Source organism: Enterobacter cloacae complex sp. IR5401, from assembly GCF_049238425.1.
GTDB classification, from domain to species: Bacteria; Pseudomonadota; Gammaproteobacteria; order Enterobacterales; family Enterobacteriaceae; genus Enterobacter; species Enterobacter hormaechei_C.
The window spans coordinates 1-24,476 of the sequence record NZ_JBMKHN010000006.1; the positions used below are offsets into that span (position 1 = coordinate 1).

22 protein-coding genes and 5 tRNA genes are annotated in these 24,476 nt (G+C 54.8%); 10 read left to right on the plus strand and 17 right to left on the minus strand.

Going from position 1 to position 24,476, the window contains the following annotated elements; all coding sequences use genetic code 11:
* The 5 genes from ACOTX1_RS10540 to ACOTX1_RS10560 all read right to left on the minus strand — a co-directional run.
* Positions 1-667, minus strand: a 667-nt coding sequence (locus ACOTX1_RS10540) for a GTP-binding protein (RefSeq protein ID WP_074174211.1), incomplete at its 3' end; no start/stop codon positions are given.
* A gap of 118 nt (positions 668-785) precedes the next feature.
* A tRNA-Thr gene (locus ACOTX1_RS10545) sits at positions 786-861 on the minus strand.
* A gap of 6 nt (positions 862-867) precedes the next feature.
* Positions 868-942: transfer RNA gene (locus tag ACOTX1_RS10550), tRNA-Gly, on the minus strand.
* Positions 943-1,058: 116 nt separating this feature from the next.
* Positions 1,059-1,143: transfer RNA gene (locus ACOTX1_RS10555), tRNA-Tyr, on the minus strand.
* Positions 1,144-1,151: 8 nt separating this feature from the next.
* Positions 1,152-1,227 (minus strand) — tRNA-Thr (locus tag ACOTX1_RS10560).
* A 317-nt stretch (positions 1,228-1,544) separates the two neighbouring features.
* Between ACOTX1_RS10560 and coaA the strand changes: the two genes are divergently transcribed.
* A complete protein-coding gene (coaA, locus tag ACOTX1_RS10565; RefSeq protein WP_015569977.1) occupies positions 1,545-2,495 on the plus strand; it encodes a type I pantothenate kinase in 951 nt (316 codons plus the stop codon).
* Positions 2,496-2,537: 42 nt separating this feature from the next.
* Here the strand turns inward: coaA and dppF are convergent, their stop codons facing one another.
* The 9 genes from dppF to ACOTX1_RS10610 form a co-directional block, all read right to left on the minus strand.
* Positions 2,538-3,551 (minus strand): dipeptide ABC transporter ATP-binding subunit DppF, encoded by a 1,014-nt coding sequence (dppF, locus tag ACOTX1_RS10570; protein WP_023315202.1) that lies wholly within the window; start codon positions 3,549-3,551, stop codon positions 2,538-2,540.
* Positions 3,548-4,531 carry a dipeptide ABC transporter ATP-binding protein gene (gene dppD, locus ACOTX1_RS10575; protein ID WP_022650197.1) on the minus strand — a complete coding sequence of 328 codons (984 nt, stop codon included), beginning with the start codon at positions 4,529-4,531 and terminating at the stop codon, positions 3,548-3,550. Before dppD ends, dppF begins: the two co-directional genes overlap by 4 nt.
* A 10-nt stretch (positions 4,532-4,541) precedes the next feature.
* Positions 4,542-5,444, minus strand: a complete 903-nt coding sequence (gene dppC, locus ACOTX1_RS10580; RefSeq protein ID WP_003862349.1) for a dipeptide ABC transporter permease DppC — start codon at positions 5,442-5,444, stop codon at positions 4,542-4,544.
* 9 nt (positions 5,445-5,453) lie between these two features.
* Positions 5,454-6,473 carry a dipeptide ABC transporter permease DppB gene (gene dppB / locus ACOTX1_RS10585; RefSeq protein ID WP_006810536.1) on the minus strand — a complete coding sequence of 340 codons (1,020 nt, stop codon included), beginning with the start codon at positions 6,471-6,473 and terminating at the stop codon, positions 5,454-5,456.
* Positions 6,474-6,634: 161 nt separating this feature from the next.
* Positions 6,635-8,242 (minus strand): dipeptide ABC transporter periplasmic-binding protein DppA, encoded by a 1,608-nt coding sequence (dppA, locus tag ACOTX1_RS10590; protein WP_003860756.1) that lies wholly within the window; start codon positions 8,240-8,242, stop codon positions 6,635-6,637.
* Positions 8,243-8,863: 621 nt separating this feature from the next.
* A tRNA-Pro gene (locus ACOTX1_RS10595) sits at positions 8,864-8,940 on the minus strand.
* A gap of 91 nt (positions 8,941-9,031) precedes the next feature.
* Positions 9,032-10,726, minus strand: a complete 1,695-nt coding sequence (gene eptB, locus ACOTX1_RS10600) for a kdo(2)-lipid A phosphoethanolamine 7''-transferase (RefSeq protein ID WP_023315201.1) — start codon at positions 10,724-10,726, stop codon at positions 9,032-9,034.
* A 239-nt stretch (positions 10,727-10,965) separates the two neighbouring features.
* Positions 10,966-12,168 (minus strand): L-lactate MFS transporter, encoded by a 1,203-nt coding sequence (locus ACOTX1_RS10605; RefSeq protein WP_023315200.1) that lies wholly within the window; start codon positions 12,166-12,168, stop codon positions 10,966-10,968.
* A 238-nt stretch (positions 12,169-12,406) separates the two neighbouring features.
* The gene (locus tag ACOTX1_RS10610; RefSeq protein ID WP_022650194.1) at positions 12,407-12,949 is read right to left on the minus strand and encodes a lipase; all 543 of its coding nucleotides are present in this window, start codon (positions 12,947-12,949) and stop codon (positions 12,407-12,409) included.
* Between the two features lie 160 nt (positions 12,950-13,109).
* On the opposite strand from ACOTX1_RS10610, the gene tag reads away from it, so the two are divergent.
* Positions 13,110-13,691, plus strand: coding sequence for a DNA-3-methyladenine glycosylase I (tag, locus tag ACOTX1_RS10615; protein WP_023315199.1), 582 nt, complete (start codon positions 13,110-13,112; stop codon positions 13,689-13,691).
* Complete coding sequence (locus ACOTX1_RS10620) at positions 13,669-14,109, plus strand: N-acetyltransferase (RefSeq protein ID WP_022650192.1); 441 nt, start codon at positions 13,669-13,671, stop codon at positions 14,107-14,109. The genes tag and ACOTX1_RS10620 overlap by 23 nt, the downstream gene beginning before the upstream one ends.
* Here ACOTX1_RS10620 and ACOTX1_RS10625 read toward each other — a convergent pair.
* The gene (locus ACOTX1_RS10625) at positions 14,078-16,447 is read right to left on the minus strand and encodes a molybdopterin guanine dinucleotide-containing S/N-oxide reductase (RefSeq protein WP_050595452.1); all 2,370 of its coding nucleotides are present in this window, start codon (positions 16,445-16,447) and stop codon (positions 14,078-14,080) included. The genes ACOTX1_RS10620 and ACOTX1_RS10625 overlap by 32 nt on opposite strands.
* Before the next feature lie 122 nt (positions 16,448-16,569).
* Between ACOTX1_RS10625 and ACOTX1_RS10630 the strand changes: the two genes are divergently transcribed.
* From ACOTX1_RS10630 to ghrB, 6 genes are all read left to right on the plus strand, one after another.
* The gene (locus ACOTX1_RS10630) at positions 16,570-17,232 is read left to right on the plus strand and encodes an OmpA family lipoprotein (RefSeq protein ID WP_022650190.1); all 663 of its coding nucleotides are present in this window, start codon (positions 16,570-16,572) and stop codon (positions 17,230-17,232) included.
* 157 nt (positions 17,233-17,389) lie between these two features.
* On the plus strand, positions 17,390-18,406 hold the full coding sequence (locus ACOTX1_RS10635; protein WP_023315197.1) for a LacI family DNA-binding transcriptional regulator: 1,017 nt from the start codon (positions 17,390-17,392) through the stop codon (positions 18,404-18,406).
* Between the two features lie 102 nt (positions 18,407-18,508).
* Positions 18,509-19,258, plus strand: coding sequence for a sugar phosphate isomerase/epimerase family protein (locus ACOTX1_RS10640; RefSeq protein WP_032608229.1), 750 nt, complete (start codon positions 18,509-18,511; stop codon positions 19,256-19,258).
* Positions 19,259-19,261: 3 nt separating this feature from the next.
* On the plus strand, positions 19,262-20,200 hold the full coding sequence (locus tag ACOTX1_RS10645) for a sugar kinase (RefSeq protein ID WP_421766824.1): 939 nt from the start codon (positions 19,262-19,264) through the stop codon (positions 20,198-20,200).
* Positions 20,201-20,317: 117 nt separating this feature from the next.
* Entirely contained in the window at positions 20,318-21,598 is a 1,281-nt protein-coding gene (locus tag ACOTX1_RS10650; protein WP_017694735.1) for an MFS transporter, read from the plus strand.
* Positions 21,599-21,625: 27 nt separating this feature from the next.
* A complete protein-coding gene (ghrB, locus tag ACOTX1_RS10655) occupies positions 21,626-22,600 on the plus strand; it encodes a glyoxylate/hydroxypyruvate reductase GhrB (protein ID WP_023315194.1) in 975 nt (324 codons plus the stop codon).
* Positions 22,601-22,658: 58 nt separating this feature from the next.
* Here the strand turns inward: ghrB and cspE are convergent, their stop codons facing one another.
* Together cspE and ACOTX1_RS10665 are read right to left on the minus strand one after the other, a co-directional pair.
* A complete protein-coding gene (gene cspE, locus ACOTX1_RS10660; protein ID WP_003860775.1) occupies positions 22,659-22,871 on the minus strand; it encodes a transcription antiterminator/RNA stability regulator CspE in 213 nt (70 codons plus the stop codon).
* 243 nt (positions 22,872-23,114) lie between these two features.
* On the minus strand, positions 23,115-23,825 hold the full coding sequence (locus tag ACOTX1_RS10665; RefSeq protein WP_017383576.1) for a DUF3053 domain-containing protein: 711 nt from the start codon (positions 23,823-23,825) through the stop codon (positions 23,115-23,117).
* A gap of 330 nt (positions 23,826-24,155) precedes the next feature.
* Between ACOTX1_RS10665 and ACOTX1_RS10670 the strand changes: the two genes are divergently transcribed.
* A complete protein-coding gene (locus tag ACOTX1_RS10670) occupies positions 24,156-24,443 on the plus strand; it encodes an HTH-type transcriptional regulator (RefSeq protein ID WP_003860776.1) in 288 nt (95 codons plus the stop codon).
* Positions 24,444-24,476: the final 33 nt, after the last annotated feature.

Below are 24,476 nucleotides of genomic sequence, written 5' to 3' on the forward strand. Positions count from 1 at the left end.
CGGAGATGGAGAATACGTCTTCGATTGGCAGCAGGAATGGCTTGTCAATCGCACGCTCTGGTTCTGGGATGTAAGAATCCAGGTAGCCAGCCAGTTCGATGATTTTCGCTTCCCACTCTGCATCGCCTTCCAGCGCTTTCAGCGCGGAACCACGAACGATTGGAGTGTCGTCGCCTGGGAAATCGTACTGAGACAGCAGTTCACGAACTTCCATCTCTACCAGTTCCAGCAGCTCTTCGTCATCAACCATGTCGCACTTGTTCAGGAACACGATGATGTAAGGAACGCCTACCTGACGACCCAGCAGGATGTGCTCACGAGTCTGAGGCATAGGGCCATCAGTCGCAGCAACAACCAGGATCGCGCCGTCCATCTGCGCAGCACCGGTGATCATGTTTTTAACATAGTCGGCGTGGCCTGGGCAGTCTACGTGTGCGTAGTGGCGAGTCGGGGTGTCATACTCAACGTGAGAAGTGTTGATGGTGATACCACGAGCTTTTTCTTCTGGTGCGTTATCGATCTGGTCGAAAGCACGAGCAGCACCGCCGTAGGTTTTAGCCAGTACGGTAGTGATTGCAGCGGTCAGCGTTGTTTTACCATGGTCAACGTGGCCGATAGTACCGACGTTAACGTGCGGTTTTGTACGTTCAAACTTTTCTTTAGACATCGATTGTCCCTCTAAGACACGGATAAATCGGTGATATCACCACATCAACCAGGCGAAAATGCCTGAACTGTTGAATACATTTACATTGAAACAGAGAGAAAGGGAGGGAGAAGTGAAGTGGTGCTGATACCCAGAGTCGAACTGGGGACCTCACCCTTACCAAGGGTGCGCTCTACCAACTGAGCCATATCAGCACGTATTGGAGCGGGCAGCGGGAATCGAACCCGCATCATCAGCTTGGAAGGCTGAGGTAATAGCCATTATACGATGCCCGCATCCTGAAACTCGGCTACCCAGTTCTTTCTGTAACAAAAAAAGAGATTTCTCTCTTTTCTGTTCGAGCTGGTCAATTTTTCCAACCAGCTCCGGCGGCGTTGACGCTGCCAGAAAGTGGTGGTGGGGGAAGGATTCGAACCTTCGAAGTCTGTGACGGCAGATTTACAGTCTGCTCCCTTTGGCCGCTCGGGAACCCCACCGGACTTGATGGTGCCGACTACCGGAATCGAACTGGTGACCTACTGATTACAAGTCAGTTGCTCTACCTACTGAGCTAAGTCGGCATCAAGTAGCGCGCATTCTATGGAGACCTGCGCAGTCATGCAACTAAAAAATTGCATAAAACGTTCTTTCGCTCACATTTTATTCGAAACCAGGGCTAACCGCTGTAAATTCATCCGCTCACGGTTAAAAATTCAACATGAACGCCTGATTTCGGCACGCTATAGCCCCACGTGATACCTGCCCGGTTAAGCATCGCTTTCCCATATTTTTTCTTATTATTCCTCTCATCTGGTGTTAACCTCCTGCCCATTGTCCAAAATTAATTATGTGATGAGCCCGCACCCGCCGTTTCGTGATGGTTCACAGAAGCATGCTTATGAGCAAAAAAGAGCAAACGTTAATGACGCCCTATCTTCAGTTTAACCGTAGCCAGTGGGCAGCCCTGCGTGACTCCGTCCCTATGACACTGACGGAAGGTGAAATCGCACGGCTAAAAGGGATAAACGAAGATCTCTCCCTGGAAGAGGTGGCAGAAATCTATCTCCCCCTCTCTCGCTTGCTTAACTTCTATATCAGCTCCAATTTGCGTCGTCAGGCCGTCCTGGAACAGTTCCTCGGCACGAACGGTCAACGTATTCCTTATATCATCAGTATTGCGGGCAGCGTGGCAGTGGGTAAAAGTACCACCGCGCGCGTGCTTCAGGCGCTGCTGAGCCGCTGGCCGGAACACCGCAGCGTGGAGCTGATCACCACAGACGGCTTCCTGCATCCCAACGAGGTGTTGAAAGAACGCGGCCTGATGAAAAAGAAGGGCTTCCCGCTCTCTTATGATATGCACCGCCTGGTAAAGTTTGTTTCAGATCTAAAATCGGGCGTACCTCACGTTACCGCGCCGGTTTACTCGCATCTGATCTACGACCGCATCCCGGATGGCGACAAAACGGTTGTGCAGCCCGACATCCTGATTCTGGAAGGCTTAAACGTCCTGCAAAGCGGGATGGATTACCCTCACGATCCGCATCATGTGTTTGTCTCTGACTTTGTCGATTTCTCAATTTATGTCGATGCGCCGGAAGATTTGCTGCAACGCTGGTATATCAACCGCTTCCTGAAGTTCCGCGAAGGGGCGTTCACCGACCCGGATTCCTACTTCCACAACTACGCCCAGCTCTCTGAAGAAGAGGCTATCAGCGTGGCGACCGGGCTGTGGAATGAGATCAACTACGTCAACCTCAAAGAGAACATCCTGCCGACGCGCGAACGCGCAAGCCTGATCCTCACCAAGAGTGAGAAACACGCCGTCGACCAGATTCGTTTACGGAAGTAGACCTCAGACGTAAAAAAACCGGCTTATCGCCGGTTTTTTTATTTATGCATGCGGCTTTTCGCCGTTTTCATCCTGATCGACCGCGAAGCAGGCCACCAGCTGTCCACCATAATCCTTTAGCTGTGGCTGCAACTGCGTACACGGACCGAAGCGGCGACGGCAGCGGGCGTTAAACGCACATCCCGGCGGCGGGTTAAGCGGGCTTGGCAACTCACCGGTCAGCTTAATGCGCTCACGGCGGTCATCCGGGTTCAGCCGCGGCGTCGCAGACAGCAGTGCCTGGGTATACGGATGACGCGGGTTAGTAAAGATCTGATCTTTCGTCCCCTTCTCCACGCAGCGTCCCAGATACATCACCATCACCTCATCGGCAATGTGCTCGACCACGGACAGGTCATGGGAGATGAAGACGTACGACAGTCCCAGATCCTGCTGTAAATCCATCATCAGGTTAAGCACCTGCGCGCGAACGGACACGTCAAGCGCTGAGACCGGCTCATCGGCAATCACCACATCCGGGTCAAGCATCAGCCCACGAGCGATGGCAATACGCTGACGCTGACCACCAGAGAACATATGCGGGTAGCGATCGTAATGCTCGGTTTTAAGCCCCACCTTCGCCATCATCGCCAGCGCTTTTTCACGACGCTGCTCTTTGCTCAGATTGCTGTTAATCAGCAGCGGTTCTTCCAGAATCTGCCCCACTTTTTTACGCGGGTTTAAAGAACCGTACGGGTTCTGGAACACAATCTGGATTTTCTGGCGACGCAGCTTCTGCGCCTGCGGATCGTGCTTGAGCAGATCCTGGCCCTGATAGTAAAGCTCGCCGCCGGTTGGCGTTTCAATCATCGTCAGCAGACGGCCCAGCGTGGATTTCCCACAGCCCGACTCCCCGACGACCGCCAGCGTTTTACCGCGTTCAAGGCTGAAGGAGACGCCGTCCAGCGCTTTTACCAGGCGCTCAGGAGCAAAAATCCCCTTCTTCACCGGGTAATGTTTTTTCAGGTCGATAGCCTGCAACAGCGGCTGTTGCGTGGTGGCCTCGTGCGTACTCATAGTGTTGGCCTCCCGGCATCATCGAGTGGGTAGTGGCATTTTGACTGCCGACCATCGGCCAGCAGATTCAGCTCTGGCTCCTCGGCGCGGCATTTATCTGTCGCATACGGGCAGCGCGGATTCAGCAGGCAGCCCTGCGGACGGTCATATTTACCCGGAACCACACCCGGCAGTGACGCCAGACGCGCTTTGTCCTGGGCAAACTCCGGCAGCGCACGCAGCAACGCCTGCGTATACGGATGACGCGGCGCGCGGAAGATATCGTGCGAACTTCCGGTCTCCACCACCTGACCCGCGTACATCACGATGATTTTGTGCGCCGCTTCCGCCACCAGCGCCAGATCGTGCGTAATCAGCACCAGCGCCATGTTCTCTTTCTGCTGCAGCTCCAGCAGCAGCTCGATGATCTGTGCCTGGATGGTCACGTCAAGCGCCGTCGTCGGTTCATCCGCAATCAGCAGCTTTGGCCGACAGGCAATCGCCATGGCGATCATCACGCGCTGGCTCATCCCGCCTGAAAGCTGATGCGGGTAAACGTCCAGACGCGATGCTGGGTCAGGTATCCCCACCTGGTTCAGCAGATCGATAGCACGCTGGCGACGGGTTTTCTTATTCCCACCCTGATGCACCTTAATCGCTTCCATAATCTGGAAACCCACGGTGTAGCATGGGTTCAGGCTGGTCATGGGGTCCTGGAAGATCATCGCCACTTCCGCGCCCACCAGCTGGCGGCGCTGTTTTTCGGAAATACGCTTCAGATCCTGACCGTTGAACTCCAGATTTTCCGCCATCACGCGGCCGGGGTAGTCAATCAGCCCCATAATCGCCAGCGAACTCACTGACTTACCGGAGCCCGACTCTCCTACAATCCCGACCACTTCGCCCTGATTAACGCTGTAGCTGATACGGTCCACGGCGCGAAACGGTGTGCCTTCGTCGCCAAAGTGCACGGATAATTTATTTACATTTAATAACGCCATCTCGTGCCTCTTACTGCTTCAGTTTGGGATCAAGTGCATCACGCAGACCATCACCCATCAGGTTAAATGCCAGCACCGTCAGCAGAATCGCCAGACCCGGGAAGGTGACGACCCACCAGGCGCTTTGCGCGAACTGCAACACGTCGGAGAGCATGGTGCCCCACTCCGGTGTTGGCGGCTGCGCACCCATGCCAAGGAAGCCAAGAGCGGCCATATCAAGAATGGCGTTAGAGAAACCGAGCGACGCCTGAACAATCAGCGGCGCAAGGCAGTTTGGGAAGATATTGATAAACATCTGACGCATCGCACCGGCACCCGCCACGCGAGAGGCGGTAACGTAGTCGCGGTTCACTTCCACCAGCACCGCCGCACGGGTCAGACGCACATAGTGCGGTAGCGCAACAAACGTCAGCGCAAGCGCGGCGTTACCAATCGACGGACCGAAGATCGCCACCAGCACCAGCGCCAGCAGCAGGCTTGGCAATGCCAGCATAATGTCGACGACGCGCATGATGATGTTATCAACAATGCCGCCGAAGTAGCCTGCCACCAGGCCGAGTACGATCCCCATGATCAGCGACAGTACGACAACGAGGCAGCCAACCAGCAGCGACAGGCGTGCGCCGTACATCAGGCGCGAAAGCACATCGCGACCCACGTCGTCGGTGCCCAGCAGGTGCGCCAGGCTTCCGCCGTCCTGCCATGCAGGAGGTGCCAGCAGCGCATCGCGGAACTGATCAGCCGGGTTATACGGCGCAAGGACGTTCGCAAACACCGCAATCAGGATCATGATGGAAACATACACCAGCCCGACGACCGCGCCTTTGTTGCGCTTGAAGTAGTGCCAGAATTCCTGCATCGGCGTCATTGGCACCGGTGCGGTGACCACTTTATTTTGAGTAACTTGTGACATGATGGCCCCTTACTTCTTATGACGAATACGCGGGTTCACCACGCCGTACAGCAAATCGACCAGCAGGTTGACGAGAATAATCATCGTCGCGACCAGCAGTACACCGCCCTGCACAACCGGATAGTCACGGCGTTGCAGCGCATCAATCAGCCAGCGTCCAAGACCCGGCCAGGAGAAGATGGTTTCGGTCAGGATCGCCCCCGCCAGCAGCGTACCGACCTGCAAACCGATAACGGTTACCACCGGCAGCATAGCGTTTCGCAGGGCATGAATGATGATGACGCGCATACGGGTCAGGCCTTTAGCGCGGGCAGTACGAATATAATCCTCGCCCAACACTTCCAGCATGGAGGAACGGGTCATACGCACGATCACCGCCAGAGGGATGGTGCCCAACACCATTGCAGGCAGGATCATGTGCGCAACCGCATCAATGAAGTTGCCCTCTTCGCCCCAGATCGCTGTATCAATCAGCATAAAGCCGGTTAACGGATTGGTGTCGTCAAGGAAAACCATATCGCTGACGCGTCCGGAGACCGGCGTCAGGTTCCACTGCACCGAGACCAGCATGATCAGCATCATGCCCCACCAGAAGATAGGCATGGAGTAGCCGGTCAGTGCCAGGCCAACAGCGGTGTGGTCAAAAATAGAGCCACGTTTAACGGCAGCCAGTACGCCAACGGGGATCCCTACCGCGGTCGCGAAGATCATGGCGCAGATACCGAGTTCCAGCGTCGCTTTAAAGCGAGGTACGAACTCGTCCCACACCGGAAGACGGCTTTTCAGTGAAATCCCTAAATCGCCGTGCAACACGCCCCAGATATAGTGGAGATACTGCTGCCACATCGGCTTATCAAGGCCGAGTTCAGCCAGCAGTTGCGCATGACGTTCAGGGGAGATACCACGCTCGCCCGCCATAATCATCACCGGATCACCCGGGATCATATGGACGAAGGCAAAAGTGAGAAGGGTGATACCGATAAACGTCGGGATAACCAGTCCCAGACGTCGGAGGATGAACTGCAACATAACCCGGATTCTCTCTGATGACGCACACTCAGTGGCGTGACGTCTGTATTGCTCACAAATGTAAATTCCCTCTCCCTGTGGGAGAGGGTTAGGGTGAGGGGGTGCATGCACGCCCCTCACCCCTGCCCTCTCCAGGAGGGAGAGGGAGAACACCCTACTTATTATTCAACAGACACGTTTTCGAAGTGGTGTTTGCCCAGTGGATCGACCACGTAGCCCTTCACTTCTTTACGCACTGGCTCGTACACGGTGGAGTGAGCAACAATCAGCGCCGGAGCCTGATCGTGCATGACAACCTGCGCTTGCTTATACAGTTCGATACGTTTGTTGTGATCGTCGGTCGCACGCGCCGGCTGGATCAGATCTTCAAACGGCTTGTAGCACCAGCGAGAATAGTTAGAACCGTCTTTCGCTGCCGCACAGCTGAACAGGGTCGCGAAGAAGTTGTCCGGATCCCCGTTGTCACCGGTCCAGCCCATCATGACCGCCTGGTGTTCACCCGCTTTGGCGCGCTTCAGGTACTCGCCCCACTCGTAGGTCACAATCTTGGCCTGTACGCCAATCTTCGCCCAGTCAGCCTGAACCATTTCCGCCATACGGCGTGCGTTCGGGTTGTAAGGACGCTGTACCGGCATCGCCCACAGCTCAACGGTAAAGCCTTTGTCCTGGCCCGCTTCTTTCAGCAGCGCTTTCGCTTTCTCAGGATCGTAGGTGTAGTCCTTAATGTCGTCGTTATAGCCCCACATGGTTGGTGGGATCAGGTTCTTGGCCGCAACGCCTGCGCCCTGGTAAACGGCTTTGATGATCGCTTCTTTGTTCACCGCGTAGGTCAGCGCCTGACGCACTTTCACGTCATCGAACGGTTTCTTCTCGGTGTTGAAGGAGAGATAACCCACGTTCAGGCCCGCCTGCTCCAGCAGGTTGATATTTTTGTCCTGCTTCATGCGCGCGATGTCAGCCGGGTTTGGATACGGCATCACCTGACATTCGTTTTTCTGCAGTTTTGCGTAACGCACGGATGCGTCAGGCGTGATGGAGAAGACCAGACGGTCGATCTGCGGCTTGGTGCCCCAGTAGCCCGGGAAGGCTTTATACAGAATACGGGAATCTTTCTGGTACTGAAGCAGCTGGAACGGGCCGGTACCGATTGGGTTCAGGTCCACTTTTTCCGGAGTGCCGGCTTTCAGCATGTTGTCCGCATACTCTTTAGAGAGAATCGAGGCGAAGTCCATCGCCAGGTCAGCCAGGAATGGCGCTTCCGGACGCGTCAGCACAAACTGGACGGTTTTATCGTCCACTTTTTTCACTTCAGCGATCAGGTCTGGCAGACCCATCCCTTCGAAGTATTCATAGCTGCCGCCAGACACTTTATGGTACGGGTTCTGGGCATTTTTCTGACGGTCGAAGGAGAACACAACGTCGTCGGCGTTAAAGTCGCGCGTAGGTTTAAATTCTTTGCTGTCCTGCCACTTCACGCCCTGACGCAGGTGGAAGGTATAGGTTTTACCGTCTTCGCTGATATCCCACTTTTCAGCCAGGCCAGGAATCACTTCCGTGGTGCCGGTTTTAAATTCAACCAGACGGTTATAGATCGGTACAGAGCTTGCGTCGTAAGTCGTACCAGAGGTAAAGAGCTGTGGGTTAAAGCCTTCCGGAGAGCCTTCAGAACAGTAAACCAGGGTTTTTGCCTGTACGCTTGCTGCAACGGTCATGGCCACCAGGCTCAGACCAAGCTTCAGCATCCCTGACTTCTTCAAGGAAATACTCATTATTGTGCTCCAATGTGATGTTTTGCTTTGTTGTGTTACGCCGCCTGACCTTTATTTATTTTTTACCCGGTCCGGTCGGTGATGCCCGAAGGCGTTAAAAGGGATAGAGAATCCTTTCAGAAGAGCGTTTGAGTTGCAGCGCAGATCCTCCCTGAAATGCCCCTCGTGCCCTACAATCTGTCAACAGAATGTGAAAACGTCAATACAGGTGGCGGGGATTTACGTGGAGTGTGAGAAACCGCAAACAAAGATTAAAAAAACCCTGACCGTGAGTTTTCAGCAGAGAAATTTATGCTACTCGCCATGATGCAGCACAATTATCTTCATATTTCGCAACACTCAGTGATTAAGTTTTATTCAGAATGGGTAAATTTTCTTACAGGATGGTGATTATCTGAGCACTAAATACCGCGAACGTTAAAACGCACAGCGAAAAATGCTGAGGTTATCCATAAGCAACGCGAAAAAAGATCAAACTATATATAAAAAAATACAATGGATTATGTCACAAAACCGCAAGCAGGCAGGGGGAAGCAGGGCTAAGGGGTATTTTGAGGACTCGTGCGGGGTAACGCGTTAATGCAAAAAGGGCTAACCTTGCGGTTAGCCCTTTTTAGAATGTGGTCGGCGAGAGAGGATTCGAACCTCCGACCCACTGGTCCCAAACCAGTTGCGCTACCAAGCTGCGCTACTCGCCGAATGCGGAGCGCATCTTACTGCTGAGGTGCGCCCCCGTCAATCCCTTATTTTCAAAAAGCCATTCAACTGGCGATATTCTCGCCAGACCAGCTACTGCGCGGCTTTTGTGGTGTTATCAGGGAGTTTACACCAGTTGTTGTTTTCGTTAATCCCACCGTTCGGTGAGGTATAGCCGAGACAGCCCATAATGGTGTCGTACAGCTCAACGTGACGGCGCGGTACCTTGATCTCTGCCTGCTGTTTCAGATGGGCAAACATTTTGGCTTTGTCCGGATTTTCCAGGTACTTATCCGACATCCACATGATCATCGGCACGCGGAACTGCTCAGGCGGGGCCAGCTTACGCGGCGTACCGTGTAAATGCTCTTTCTCGTTGATGGACTCGCCGTGGTCGGCCGCGTAGATCACAATCGCTTTCTTATCGCGAAGCTGGTCGATCACCCGACTGAGGAAGGTATCCACATACAGAATCGAGTTATCATAGGCATTGATCAGCTCCTGCTTGCTACAGTTCTTGTTAATGCCGACGCACTCAGGCGTCCATTTGGCGAAATCGCGCGTGTAACGCTGATAGTAGCTGTAGTGTGACCCTTTGGTATGCAGAACAATAAGATGCTTACCCTGCGGATGGTTTTTCAGTGACTGTTCCATCTCAGAGAGCAGCAGCATGTCATCAACGTTCTTTCCGCGGTTACGCGGCTCGGCGCCAATCTGCTCGCGGTAGGCGATGTTATCCGCCATGGTGTTGGTGTAGAACCACATCTCACTTTGCATGGCGAACAGATCGGAGCTAAATCCAAGCTGCTTCAGAACAGCAAACACGTTTTGCTCTTTGAGAGTGCGCTGAGGATTATCACTCGCACCGCCCTCACGAACAAACATACAGCGCAACGAGAGCTTCGTGGCGGTATCGCAGGAGTAGCCGCGGTAAGCTACAAGATTCTTTTCCTGCGCCAGTTTCGGGGTGGTATCGCGGTCATAACCGAGGATACCCATATGATCCCAGCGCGTCGTTTCGCCGATAACGAAGACCACGTAAGTATCATCCAGCCCTTCAGCCGGAGCCTGGTAGGTGAACTTTTTGGTTGGGTTAATCAGCGATTTCACATCGCTGGATTCGTCCGCCTGAGCCCAGGCATAAAGACCTAACGCCGACAGCCAGTTAGACGGCAGATACGAGTTAGCCACCACGCCGCCGTAGCTTGGCATATCCACGCCTGTCGCTTTTTCGATCCTTTTTTGCTGTTTTTCCATCAGGCGAATAGGCGCCCACACCAGCAGACCCGCCAGAAGAACGACGGCGACGTTGCGGATGCGCTGTCCCCGGGTACGCAGCTGGCGTAACAGGGTGTAGCGGCAGGTGTTACTCCAGATAAAGAAGAGCGGGATCAGGCAGGTCAGAATCGTCCACAGGATGAACCCTTGACCCACCACCTCTTTCGAGAGGTCGATGTCCGTGGTCATCACCGAGGCCACAATACCGTAGCCAATGACCACATTCATGAATGTCATGTAATAGCTTGCGGCGGCGGAGATAATCACCACCAGCGAGGCCAGAACCTGCCATGTACGTCTGCCAAAAAGCGAGAGCAGACGTAGCAGGAAGAAGGTCGCCAGAATTGAGCCAAACACTTCAATCGCGGCAAAAATTCCATTTCTTACAGTGAGGTGTTCGAAATAACCTTCCACTCGTCTGAACAGCACCGCGCCATTCAGAAACAAACCGATATAGACAGCCAGCATCAGACACAATCTTTGCTGGGTAAGAGACCTAATATATTTCATGCAAACAACCCTGGGGGAAGGGGTATAAAGACCCGCCGAATCTCAGTGAGAAAGCTGACAGAGTAAGTAGATGCGAGAGCAACCGTTATCAGAAACGTCTACAAGCGCGATAAGTAGACCACAGCAGGAAAGAAAAGTGGCAGCAGAGAATGTGAATCGATGAAGATTTTTACAAAATAGCAAGTCCGGAAGCGATTTAGAAATAAATAAAAGAGGCCCTGCGGCCCCTTTTTATCGAATCATGCATGCGCTTCTTTATATACCTCGCGCTGCGGCTGACGAATCGTGGTGGACAGCGCCAGCGAAATAATCAGCAAGGCAAATATCACGCAGAATGTCACGTAGAAGCCACCAAACAGCGAGGCAATCAGTGAACCGCAAATACTGCCGATACCGAAGCCGAGATAAATCACACCGTAGTTTTTCGCCAGGTTGTTCAGGCCGAAGAACTCGCTCACCAGCGACGGGAAGACGGTAATAGTGCCGCCAAAGTTAAAGGCTACGCAGGCTATCGCCGCAAAGAATGTCGCCTCGTTCAGCGGAGCGAACAGCAGTGCTGCCATACCCACCAGGGAGATCACCTGCCCCAGCGTAATCACGCGGATCCGGGCGATTTTGTCAGACAAGATACCCAGTACCAGACGACCCGAGAGGTTAGCGATGGAGATGATCGTTACGGCGTTCGCCGCCGTCGCCGCGTCCAGTTTTACCATTCCCTGCGCGATATCTTTCGCCACACCGATGACATACAGACCGCTCATGCAGGCCGTCAGGAACATCACCGCCAGCATCCAGTACTGCGGCTTACGCATGGACTGAGCGAGGGTGAAATCGTTCTCCACCACGCCGTTAACGGTTTTCACTTCCTGCTGCGGCGCATCTTTCATCAGCGTGGCGCCGAAGAGGATCATTACCAGCACAATCACGCCCCAGATCATAAAGGTTTTCTCAAGCCCAACCGAGGCCAGCAGATGCGCATCGATGAATTTGAAGCCGAGGCTGCCCAGGCCATATGAACCAATGGCAAATGCGGAGATAAGCCCTTTACGCTCCGGGAACCACTTCACGCAGTTAGACAGCGTCAGCAGATAACCTGCGCCGTCCGCCAGCCCCACCAGCACCCCGGCGCTCAGCCACAGCATCATCAGGTTGTTAGAATATGCCGTCAGGAAGAATCCCAAGCCCAGCAAGATCCCAGATGCCATGGTTACACGCTTCACGCCGAAACGTTCCTGAAGTTTGCCCGCCACGGAAGAGGAAATTGCTAACCCAAGACTCAGCAAGCCGAAGGAGAATGCCACCTGGCTTATCGGCGCGCCGAGCTTATCGGACAGGGCGCTGTTAAACAGGCTCCAGGTATAGACCGATCCCAGTGCGAACTGGGTAACGATGGTGCCGAATAGCGTCAGCCAACGCGTGCGGTTATAAGTTGATGTGTTCATGGCAGTGTCCTGCAAGATAAATTAAGGAATTTCGCTGAGGACAACGATAAACAAAACCTTTATAGCGTTGGGGAAAAACGGAATGAAATGCAGGAGAGAAGGAATGAAATGCCTGGGATCTGGAATGAATGACCTTGCCGGGGAATGAAGCGCTGTTCTGTTAGTGGGCACTATCGCTCCAGACCCCGTCATAATTGTATTAAATATGTTATCGTATCGTTTAAAAAAATAACAACCCTTAAAATTTGGCGCTCAATCCCAGCGTATATAAATATTCTTCTTCAGTTTGCTGGTTATAGCTGATCTTCGCCCAGGGGTGTAAATCACCATACTGCGTATCAACACGCCAACCCAATGAGTTCACGCTGGCATGCCAGAGGGGATCGGTAAGCGACTGCGTGGTGGTTGTATCCTCAAACGCATTCACCGTTACAGGGGGGGCGCCATCAGTGCGCCACGCCATGACGGGCCCGGTGGTGAAATGTCCCGCCACGGGAAAATTCCAGCCAACGCTCAGAACGGTTTCCGCATCCGAACCGGAGGGATCGTTCAGGGTAAACCCCGTAGCATTCTGCGTGCGGTTAATACGCTCCGCGAGAATATCTTCATAACGAGGTTGGTGATCGGCATCCCATGTATAACGTTCCGTCGTATTACTTTGTGCATCTGAAACGATATATTCCTGTTGCCACGCAAAAGCGGTGTGACAAAAAAGCAGGCAGACTGAAACACCCACCAGGCCAGAAGCAGCATGGCGACCACTGATTTTTTTTATCATCATCAAAGCGACTCCAGAAAGAGCCGAGTTCGGCGATATATGTCATTGTTCGAAGAGGTATTAGGGCGTATAGCCCTGTATTAACTATTGTCTCTTTAGCAGACACGTCAAGCCGGGCAGATTGAAATTTTTGCGTTTACCGTATCAGGAAGGGAGATGACCTATGCAACGTTGCGGCTGGGTAAGCCAGGATCAGCTTTATATCGATTATCACGACAAGGAATGGGGCGTACCGGAAACCGACGGTAAAAAACTATTTGAAATGATTTGCCTTGAAGGCCAGCAGGCCGGGCTGTCGTGGATCACCGTTCTGAAAAAGCGTGAGAACTATCGCAAAGCCTTCCACCAGTTCGATCCGGCTGCGATTGCCGCCATGACCGACGACGACGTACAAAAGCTGGTTCTGGATACCGGTATCATCCGCCATCGCGGTAAAATTCAGGCCATTATTGGTAACGCGCGTGCTTATCTGGCGATGGAGCAAAATGGCGAACCCTTTTCAGCATTTGTCTGGTCGTTTGTGGATAACGAGCCGAAGGTGACGCAGGCCGCCACGCTTGCAGAGATCCCAACGTCGACCCCCGCCTCAGATGCCCTGTCGAAAGCGCTGAAAAAACGCGGCTTTAAGTTTGTGGGCACCACCATCTGTTACTCCTTTATGCAGGCCTGCGGGCTGGTCAATGACCACATTACGGGCTGCTTCTGCCATCCGGAGGGCCACCATGATCCGCAAATGGCAAAGTGAGAACACCGCGCCGCTTTTGAGTCTGTGGCTGGAGAGCACCACCGAGGCGCATCCGTTTATCGACGCAAGTTACTGGCAAGCGAATGAAGCGGTAGTGCGGGATGAATACCTTCCCGCCGCCGAGACCTGGGTCTGGGAAGAAAACGGTACCCTGTGCGGTTTTATCAGCGTCATGCAGTTCCAGTTCGTGGGGGCGCTGTTTGTCGCCCCGGCGTTCATCGGAAAGGGGATTGGGCGTGCGCTGCTGAACCACGTTCAGCAGCACTACCCGTATTTAACCCTGGAGGTGTACCAGAAAAACGTGCGGGCGGTGAATTTCTATCATGCTCAGGGTTTTCGCATCGAAGACAGCGCCTGGCAGGATGATACCCAACACCCGACGTGGATCATGAGCTGGCAGGCGGATCAAACGCCGTAAGGGTAAGCGCCGGCCCCTCATATTTCTCCACCCATGCCAGCGCCGTATTCCCCGCGCAGCCATTCCCCAGCTTCGAGCTGGGGAGATCTTTGGTCAGCACGTTTACGGCGCCGTTCTTACAAATACCGCCCTCGTCCAGCGCCAGATCCGGCCATGCGCCCTGATGAATGCAGAAAACGCCAGGGCGGATCCCGTCACTCACCACGGCGCCTGCCAGCACCTGCCCGCGCGCGTTCCAGACCCGAACGAGATCGCCGTCGTTAATCCCCCGCGCCTTTGCATCGTCGCTATTCAGCGCGATCGGCTCACGACCCGCCACCGCATACTGCTCGCGCAGAGCCGAATAGTTGAGCTGGCTGTGCAGACGATGGGCAGGATGGGCAGACAGCAGCTGAAGCTGCCCCGGCTGCGCATTGCCATGCCATTCGTCCGGCTCCAGCCACGCCGGATGCGGCGGACAGTCCGCGTAGCCAAAGCTGGCGATGCGTTCGCTGTAGATCACAATCTTCCCGCTTTCGGTTTTTAACGGGTGATTCTCCGGATCGCGACGGAAGTCAGCAAAGCGCACAAACCGCGCGTTCTGCTCGCTTTCCGGCATTTCGAAGAGTTGATTCGCCTCCCAGAACTCAGCAAATGGCGGCAGGGATACGCCCTGCGCAGCCCCGCGCTGGCTGGCAATCTGGTAAAATGTTTCCAGCCATTGCAGATCCGTTTTGCCCTCGGTGAAACGCTCCCGCCCGCCCGCTTCCCACATTTCACTCAGGTCGGCAAAGACGTCGAAATCATCCCGCGCTTCATCCCGGGGAGCCACGACGCGCTTCATCGGCACCATATGCTGGTTGCTGTAATCCCCCGTCATGGTGAGATCGTTACGCTCGAACGAGGTCGTGGCAGGCAAAACGATATCGGCATGTTTCGCTGACGCAGTCCAGAAGCACTCCGAGATCACCACCAGCTCCGGTTTCTGCCAGGCGCGGATTAGGCGGTTGGTATCCTGGTGATGGGTGAAATTGGCCCCACCCGCCCACCAGATAAACTTAATATCCGGGAAATGGCGATCCTGACCGTTGTGCTGATAAAACCCGCCGGGGTTCTCCAGGGCTTCAACAATGCGTGCCACCGGAATTTTTTCCACAGCGTCCACGCCACCCTGCACCGAGCCCTGCATGGACGCCAGCACCGCGGCTTTACGCGTCGGGTTGCCGCCGTTGGCAAAGTGATAGGAAAGACCAAAACCGCCGCCGGGTGTGCCAATCTGCCCAAGCATCGCGGCGAGCGTCACCAACATCCAGTGCTTTTGCTCGCCAAACTGCTGGCGCTGCATCCCCCAGCCGGACATGAGCATCGTGACATGGCTATGGAATAACGCCGCCAGTTCGCGGATTTTAACGGCATTAACGCCGCAAATCGCCGCGGCCCACTCTGCGGTTTTGGCAATACCGTCGCTTTGTCCCGTCAGATAGTCGGCAAATTTATCGAACCCCGTGGTACAACGCGCCAGAAATTCCGTGTCGTGCCAGCCGTTCTCCACCAGGGTGTGGGCGATGCCCAGCATCATCGCCACGTCGGTGCCCATATGCGGCGCGATCCACTCGGCGCTGTCGCCGAAGAAATCCAGGGTTTCAGAGCGCATCGGATCGATACAGATGATGCGCTTGCCGCTTTTGCGCAGCGCATCGAAGTAGGAAACGCCCTGCTCGTCAGACGCATTCCAGGCAATTTTCAGGGTATTGAGCGGGTTGGCGCTCCACAGCACCACCACCTCTGTATGCTCCAGCACCAGCGGCCAGCTGGTCTGCTGTTGATAAACCTCATTCCCGCCCACGACATACGGCATGATCGCCTGCGCCGCGCCGGTCGAGTAATCACCCAGATGGCCGGTATATCCTCCGGCCAGGCTCATATAGCGTTGCAGCAGGGTTGCAGCCTTATGCAGCACGCCGTTTGAGCGCCAGCCATAGGAGCCGGCAAAAATGGACGACGGGCCATAGCTGTCGCGGATGCGTTTATGCTGCGTATGGATCAGCGCCAGCACATCGTCCCAGCTCACGCGCACGAACTCATCCTGCCCGCGAATACCCTGCGGTTTATCCGGTGACGCCAGAAAGCCTTTACGCACCATCGGCCAGCGGACGCGGGTCTTGCTGTGTACCTGATCGCGAACGACGGTCTGTAAAGAGTTGAGATGGCGCGAAGGCAAAGCCCCGCGAGACGACAGCACAGTGTCGCCATCGGTTTCGACCAGCATCGGCCCCCAGTGGGCGGCGGTCAGAATGGTTTTTGTTGAGGTGCTCAAAGCGTGCGCTCCTGGTTGCGTGCAGGTGTTTCGGCCTTTCATTGAGGCAATTTATCGTTTGTGACAAATTTCAGAGTTATACACTGAATTTTCTCCGTATCCGGACGTCATAATCCACTGCCACGTCCGTCGTGGCAAAGAATAAAAAGGATTAAGGAAATAAGATGAAAAAACGCGTACTCGTTATTGCCGCTCTGGTGAGCGGCGCACTGGCTGTTTCAGGCTGCACAACCAACCCTTACACCGGTGAACGCGAAGCGGGCAAATCCGGCATTGGCGCGGGTATTGGTTCCCTGGTAGGCGCTGGCGTTGGCGTACTCTCCTCCTCCAAGAAAGACCGCGGCAAAGGCGCGCTGATTGGCGCAGCGGCAGGCGCAGCCCTGGGCGGCGGCGTGGGTTATTACATGGATGTGCAGGAAGCAAAACTGCGTGACAAAATGAAAGGTACGGGCGTGAGCGTGACGCGCAGCGGTGACAACATCATCCTGAACATGCCAAACAACGTGACCTTTGACAGCAGCAGCGCGACGCTGAAACCCGCAGGCGCGAACACCCTGACCGGTGTGGCCGCAGTGCTGAAAGAGTACAATAAAACTGCCGTGAACGTGATTGGTTACACCGACAGCACCGGCAGCCAGGATCTGAACATGCGTCTGTCGCAGCAGCGCGCCGATTCCGTGGCCAGCTCGCTGATCACCCAGGGCGTAGAAGCGAACCGCATCCGCACCAGCGGCATGGGTCCGGCTAACCCGATCGCCAGCAACAGCACGGCGGAAGGCAAAGCGCAGAACCGCCGCGTTGAAATTACGTTGAGTCCTGTGCAGTAGGTAAAAGCAAAACGGCAACCCCGTTGCCGTTTTAGTATTTGCGCCCTCTCCTGTAGGAGAGGGTTGGGGTGAGGGCATCAGACCGCCACCCGGCAAATTGCTTGATTCGCCAGATTTTCCCGCTAAGGTATTCTCACTAAATTCAGGGAAATCAGCGATGATCAAACCAACCCGGGCCACCATCAGCGACGTGGCGAAAGCCGCCAAAACCGGTAAAACCAGCATTTCACGCTACCTCAACGGCGAGAAACACCTGCTGTCCGATGCGCTGCTGGCGCGGATCGAACAAGCCATTGCCGATCTCGACTACCGTCCCAGCCTGATGGCGCGCGGCCTCAAGCGGGGTCGCACCCGCCTGATTGGGCTTATCATCGCCGATATCACTAACCCCTACTCCGTTAACGTACTCAGCGGCATCGAAGCGGCGTGCCGGGAAAAAGGCTTTACCCCGCTGGTCTGTAACACCAATAACGAAGTTGATCAGGAGTTGCATTACCTCGATCTGCTGCGCAGCTATCAGGTGGAAGGGATCGTGGTCAATGCCGTCGGGATGCGCGAAGAGGGGCTAAATCGTCTGCAACAATCGTCTCTCCCGATGGTGCTTATTGACCGCAAAATCCCGGAATTTGCCTGCGATGTGGTCGGACTGGATAACACCCAGGCGGCCACCACTGCCACCGAGCACCTGATTGAACAGGGTTTCGAAGCCATTCTGTTCCTGAGCGAACCGCTGGGTATGGTTAACACCCGCCGCGACCGCCTGGCTGCATTTCGCGCCACGCTGGCGCGTTATGCCGGTGTGATCGCCGAAAATGCTGAAATCCCCCTCCATGAAGCCGGACAGCTGGATAATACCCTGCGCCAGTTCCATACCCGCCATCGGGGAATGCGTAAGGCGGTGATCTCCGCTAACGGGGCGCTGACGCTTCAGGTTGCCCGCTCGCTTAAACGCATTGGCCTGCACTGGGGCAGCGACATCGGCTTGCTCGGCTTTGATGAACTGGAGTGGGCTGAACTTGCTGGCGTAGGCATTACCACCCTCAAACAACCCACCTGGCAGATCGGCTATGCCGCGGTTGAACAAGTGGTTCGCCGCATTGAAGGCACCCGCGACGCCGTACGCGAGCAGGTTTTTTCTGGCGAGCTGATCGTTCGCGGCTCTACTGCCCGTTAATTTCCCCTTCGTGACAGCGATCATAAATTCAGCATCCCGATCTTTTCTTTGGAACCGGTTCCATCTAGCGTAATACTATCGATTACGCTCTGGAGTCAGGAAATGAGCAGGAAAATTATGGTGGTCACCGCCGCGTATGGTGCGGATCAGGTGCGACAGGCAGGCGGTCAACGGGCAATGCTTCCCGTTATTGCCGGCGCAGGAGCTGATGGCGTTGAAATCCGCCGAGAGCTCTTCAGCCACGACGAGTTAATGGCCCTGCCTGCGCTGGGCGAGTCCATTGAACTGCTGGGTTTACTGGCGTGCTACTCCGCCCCGGCCCCCCTGTTTATGCCCGATGGAACCCTCAACCCGGATCTTCCGCGCTACCTTAGCGAAGCCAGCGCACTGAACGCGCTGTGGCTTAAAGTTTCGCTGGGTCATTTCAGCGACAAACAACCGCTTGAAGCCCTGCGCGCACTGCTGGATGAAAGCGGCATGACGCTGGTGGTGGAAAACGACCAGACCGACTGCGGGCAGCTCGCGCCGATGCAGCGCTTCAAAGCCGCCTGCCGGGTAATGGCGCTGCCGGTCACACTGACGTTCGATATGGGCAACTGGCTGTGGGTTGGCGACTCCCCGGAAGAGGCTGCACGACAGCTGGCTCCCGCCGTGAGCTATATTCATGTGAAGGCCGCAGTCCCGCATAAGGCGCAGTTCCGCGCCGTCGCGCCGGATCAGACCGATTCTCGCTGGCGGGATCTGCTTAATCAACTGCCTGCCGACGCGCCGCGCGGTATCGAATTTCCGCTCGAAGGGACGGATCTCACCGCCGTCACCCGCCATTACGTCAACCTGCTGCGCGAGGAGTAAACCATGCACAAGACGCTGGACGTTATCACTATCGGCGAGGCCATGGCGATGTTTGTCGCCACCGAAACGGGCGAGCTGAGCGCAGTGGAGCACTTTATCAAACGCGTGGCAGGCGCCGAATTGAATGTCGCTACCGGCCTTGCGCGGCTGGGGCTGAATGTCGGCTGGGTGAGCCGCGTGGGCAATGACAGCTTTGGCCATTTCGTTCTCGACTCGCTGAAAAAAGAGGGCATTGATGCCGCAGGCGTCACGCTCGACGGACGCTTCCCGACGGGCTTTCAGCTGAAATCTAAAGTTGAAAATGGAACCGATCCCATCGTGGAGTATTTCCGCAAAGGCTCAGCGGCAAGCCATCTCTCCGTGGATGATTATCACGCCGCGTATTTCTCCTCCGCGCGCCACCTGCACCTGAGCGGCGTGGCGGCGGCGCTCTCGGCCAGCTCGTACGATTTACTCGATCACGCGGCTTCGGCAATGAAAGCGCAGGGCAAAACGATCTCCTTTGATCCGAACCTGCGCCCGGTACTGTGGAAAAGCGAAGCGGAGATGGCTGAGAAACTCAACCGACTGGCGTTTCAGGAGGACTGGGTTCTGCCGGGCATAAAAGAGGGAATGATCCTCACTGGCGAAAGCACGCCCGAAGGCATTGCTGATTTTTACCTCAACAGAGGGGTAAAAGCCGTGGTGCTGAAAACCGGTGCCGACGGCGCATGGTTTAAAACTGCCGACGGTGAGCAAGGCGCTGTCGCTGCGGTAAAAGTCGACAACGTGGTCGATACCGTGGGCGCGGGCGATGGGTTTGCCGTCGGGGTCATCAGCGCCCTGCTGGAGGGCAAACCGCTGTCGCAGGCCGTGGCGCGAGGCAACAAAATTGGTTCGCTGGCGATTCAGGTGCAGGGCGACAGCGAAGGATTACCAACACGAGCAGAGCTCGGCGTCTAAATTCCCTCTCCCCGTGAGAGAGGACCAGGGTGAGGGCAGCAATCCGCACCAGATAATTAAGCCACCGTGTACCCTACAGACAACGGCGGCAACAACCTCAACAACAGAGGCAAGCCTATGAACAGTTCGACCAATGCAGTAAAACGCTGGTGGTACATCATGCCAATCGTGTTTATCACGTACAGCCTGGCGTACCTGGATCGTGCCAACTTCAGTTTCGCATCCGCCGCCGGGATCAACGAAGACCTCGGGATCACCAAAGGGGTCTCGTCCCTGCTGGGCGCCCTCTTCTTCCTGGGGTATTTCTTCTTCCAGATCCCCGGCGCGATTTACGCTGAACGCCGCAGCGTGCGAAAGCTCATTTTCATCTGCCTGATCTTATGGGGTGCCTGTGCGTCGCTTACTGGCGTGGTGAATAACATTCCTGCTCTGGCGGCTATTCGCTTTATTCTCGGCGTGGTTGAGGCGGCCGTCATGCCAGCAATGCTGATTTACATCAGCAACTGGTTCACAAAATCTGAGCGTTCACGTGCTAATACGTTCCTGATACTCGGTAACCCGGTCACCGTGCTGTGGATGTCGGTGGTTTCCGGCTATCTGATCCAGTCCTTCGGCTGGCGCGAGATGTTCATCATCGAAGGCGTTCCCGCGATTATCTGGGCCTTCTGCTGGTGGGTGTTGGTGAAAGATAAGCCAGCACAGGCGAAATGGCTTTCTGAAGACGAAAAAGCCGCACTCCAGGCGCAGCTGGATAAAGAGCAGCAAGGGCTTAAAGCGGTGCGTAACTACGGCGAAGCCTTCCGCTCCCGGAACGTTATTCTGCTGTGCGCACAGTATTTTACCTGGAGTATTGGCGTGTACGGTTTTGTGCTGTGGCTGCCGTCGATTATCCGCAGCGGCGGTGAAAACCTTGGCATGGTGGAAGTGGGCTGGCTGTCATCGGTGCCTTACCTGGCTGCGACCATCGCGATGATTATCGTCTCCTGGGCATCGGACAAGCTGCAAAACCGTAAGCTGTTCGTCTGGCCACTGCTGCTGATCGCTGCTTTTGCCTTCATTGGCTCCTGGGCCGTAGGCGCGAACCACTTCTGGGTCTCGTACACTCTGCTGGTGATTGCGGGTGCGGCCATGTATGCCCCGTATGGTCCGTTCTTTGCCATCATCCCGGAAATGCTGCCGCGTAACGTCGCAGGGGGCGCGATGGCGTTGATCAACAGTATGGGTGCGCTGGGTTCGTTCTTTGGCTCGTGGTTTGTGGGCTATCTTAACGGTGCCACCGGCAGCCCGTCGGCCTCTTACATCTTTATGGGGGTGGCGCTTTTTGCCTCGGTATGGCTTACTCTGATTGTTAAGCCTGCTAATAATCAACAGCTACCCGTCGGCGCACGCCACGCCTGAATCCTTTTAAAATCAACGGAGATTAGCATGAAGCCGTCCGTCATTTTGTACAAAGCACTGCCTGAAGATCTGCAAAAACGCCTGGAGGAACACTTTACCGTTACCCGGGTAAAGAACCTCAGCCCGGAAACCGTGGCACAGCACGCCGACGCGTTTGCCAGCGCCGAGGGCCTGCTGGGTTCGAGCGAAAAGGTGGATGCAGCGCTGCTGGAGAAAATGCCGAAGCTTCGTGCTACCTCAACCGTTTCGGTGGGATACGACAATTTCGACGTGGATGCGCTAAACGCGCGCAACATCCTGCTGATGCACACGCCCCATGCCCTGACGGAAACCGTCGCCGACACGCTGATGGCGCTGGTGCTTAGCACCGCCCGTCGTGTAGTGGAAGTGGCCGAGCGCGTGAAAGCGGGCGAATGGACCAAAAGCATTGGCCCGGACTGGTTCGGCGTGGACGTTCATGGCAAAACGCTGGGGATTGTTGGGATGGGCCGTATCGGTCTGGCGCTGGCACAGCGCGCGCATTTTGGCTTCAACATGCCCATTCTGTATAACGCGCGCCGTCACCACAGTGAAGCTGAAGAACGTTTCAACGCCCTTTATTGCGAGCTTGATACGCTGTTGCGGGAAGCCGACTTTGTCTGCCTGATCCTGCCGCTGACGGATGAAACGCGTCATCTCATCGGCAAAGCGGCGTTTGAAAAGATGAAGAAATCGGCCATTTTCATCAACGCGGGTCGTGGTCCGGTGGTCGATGAGAAGGCGCTGATTGAGGCACTGCAAAACGGTGAGATCCACGCCGCTGGTCTGGACGTGTTTGAACAAGAGCCGCTGCCGGTGGATTCTCCGCTACTGACCATGCCGAACGTCGTCGCCCTGCCTCACATCGGCTCTGCAACTCATGAAACACGCTACAACATGGCGGCGACCGCCGTGGATAACCTGATTGCCGCGCTCGGCGGTAAAGTGGATAAGAACTGCGTTAACCCGCAGATACAACAGTAGAAACGAAAAAACCCGCCAGAAGGCGGGTTTTTGAATTTAGTGCTACTGGGCTGGAAGCTTACAGGCTTACAACGTTACCAGCTGCTGGGCCTTTAGCGCCGCTTTCGATGGTGAAGGAAACTTTCTGACCTTCATCCAGAGATTTGTAGCCATCGTTCTGGATAGCAGAGAAGTGTACGAACACGTCTTTAGAGCCATCGTCAGGTGTGATGAAGCCGAAACCTTTATCAGCGTTGAACCATTTTACCAGACCAGTCATTTTAGCAGACATAGAAATTACCTTATTAACAAATATATTGTGCCTTCCGGCTTGATGGATTGCGTTACAGATTTTTAAGCGATGAAGGAAGGGTCACTACGAAGGGTATCTATGGATAACAATCTGGACTGCTTTACTAAACTGCTTTAGGTCTGTGTAACAAACCGACGAACATAGTTATACCGATGTGGTAGATGAATGACAAGCGTTATTTTCATCAAGCATAAAAAAACCCCGCCGAAGCGGGGGTTTTTCTTATTCCGTAGCAGCGACCGCTGCGCTCCAGGCCTGGCTAAAGGCCTGATGCTGGGACGCGAGCGGACCGATCAGCGCGTTATACTGGCTCGCCTGCTGGGAGGTCGGGAACTGGATACCGTTAGAGACAAAGCTCACCTGCGTACCTTGTTCACTAATAAAGTCACCCACCTGGACCAACTGCTGAGTAAAGACCTGCGCCGCCGGGATCAGCGGTTGCAAAGCGTTTGACGGCTTGGTCACGACTTTCTCATACACCTGGTCATAGACCGGTTTAAGATCCTCGCCCTGCTTCAACGCGGAACGCGACGCATCAGCCTGCATTTTGGCATTTTGCAGCTGCTGGCTCAGTACCCCAAGCGCGCCATTTGACTGGCGTAGCGGTTCGCGCTGGGTCATATAATCCTGTGGAACACGGATGGCATTCACGCTATCCACTACCGGGCGAATACCGGAATCCATCGCCTGGCTTACCTGCTGTGAATAGCCATACAGAATGGCGTAATCCGACACGAATGGACCAAACTGTTTTTTCTGATCCGCAGTCAGCGTTGGTAAACGCTCGCCGCTACGCATCACTGTATTCTGTAGAAAATCGATAAACGCTTTGCGCTGATCGCCTTCTTTATCGAAACACCCACTCAGGCTAACAACCATCAATAACGCCGCAATAGGCGCAAACCAGCGAGAGCAGGACTTTCCTGTCGCCATTTTATTACTCCTTTCACCCAAAAAGCGCACACCGGCACACGCGTGCCCAACGCTGACAAGGATAGTCCAGGTCAGCCTTGCAAGATAGAGTTTTCATGCAAAACGGGTATTCCCGTTTTTGTACTGACTATTTACAAAAAAATACCTGTGAATCCCTACATATGACTAATCAGGTAATTAGCATAACTATCCATATAGCTGAAACGTGTAAAGCGATCGTTATCGCACAATTAATCACAGCCGTGACGATCCTGTGTCTGGTTTAGGGACTATTCTTAACAGGCTCTCTGATGTTCATGATCCCGATGTGTGATTTATGAGGAGTTCTCAATGGAATTAAAAGATCCTGAGTTTGAGCTGCTGAGCAGCCTGGAACAGATTATTTTTAAAGATGTACCGCCGACGGTTACCCTGAATCAAAAGTCCAATCCTTTTAGTGAATTTGAGCGTTTACGCAAAGGATCGGGCCTGAAAACAGATGAATTCGCAAGAGCGATGGGTGTCAGCGTAGCAATGGTGCTGGAGTGGGAGTCAAAACGTGAAAAACCTACCCCAGCCGAGCTAAAGCTGATGCGCCTGATCCAGGCAAACCCTGACCTTCGCAAGCAGTTAGCCTGATAAAGTTTGTTTGCCCCCGCCCTTGCGGGGGCT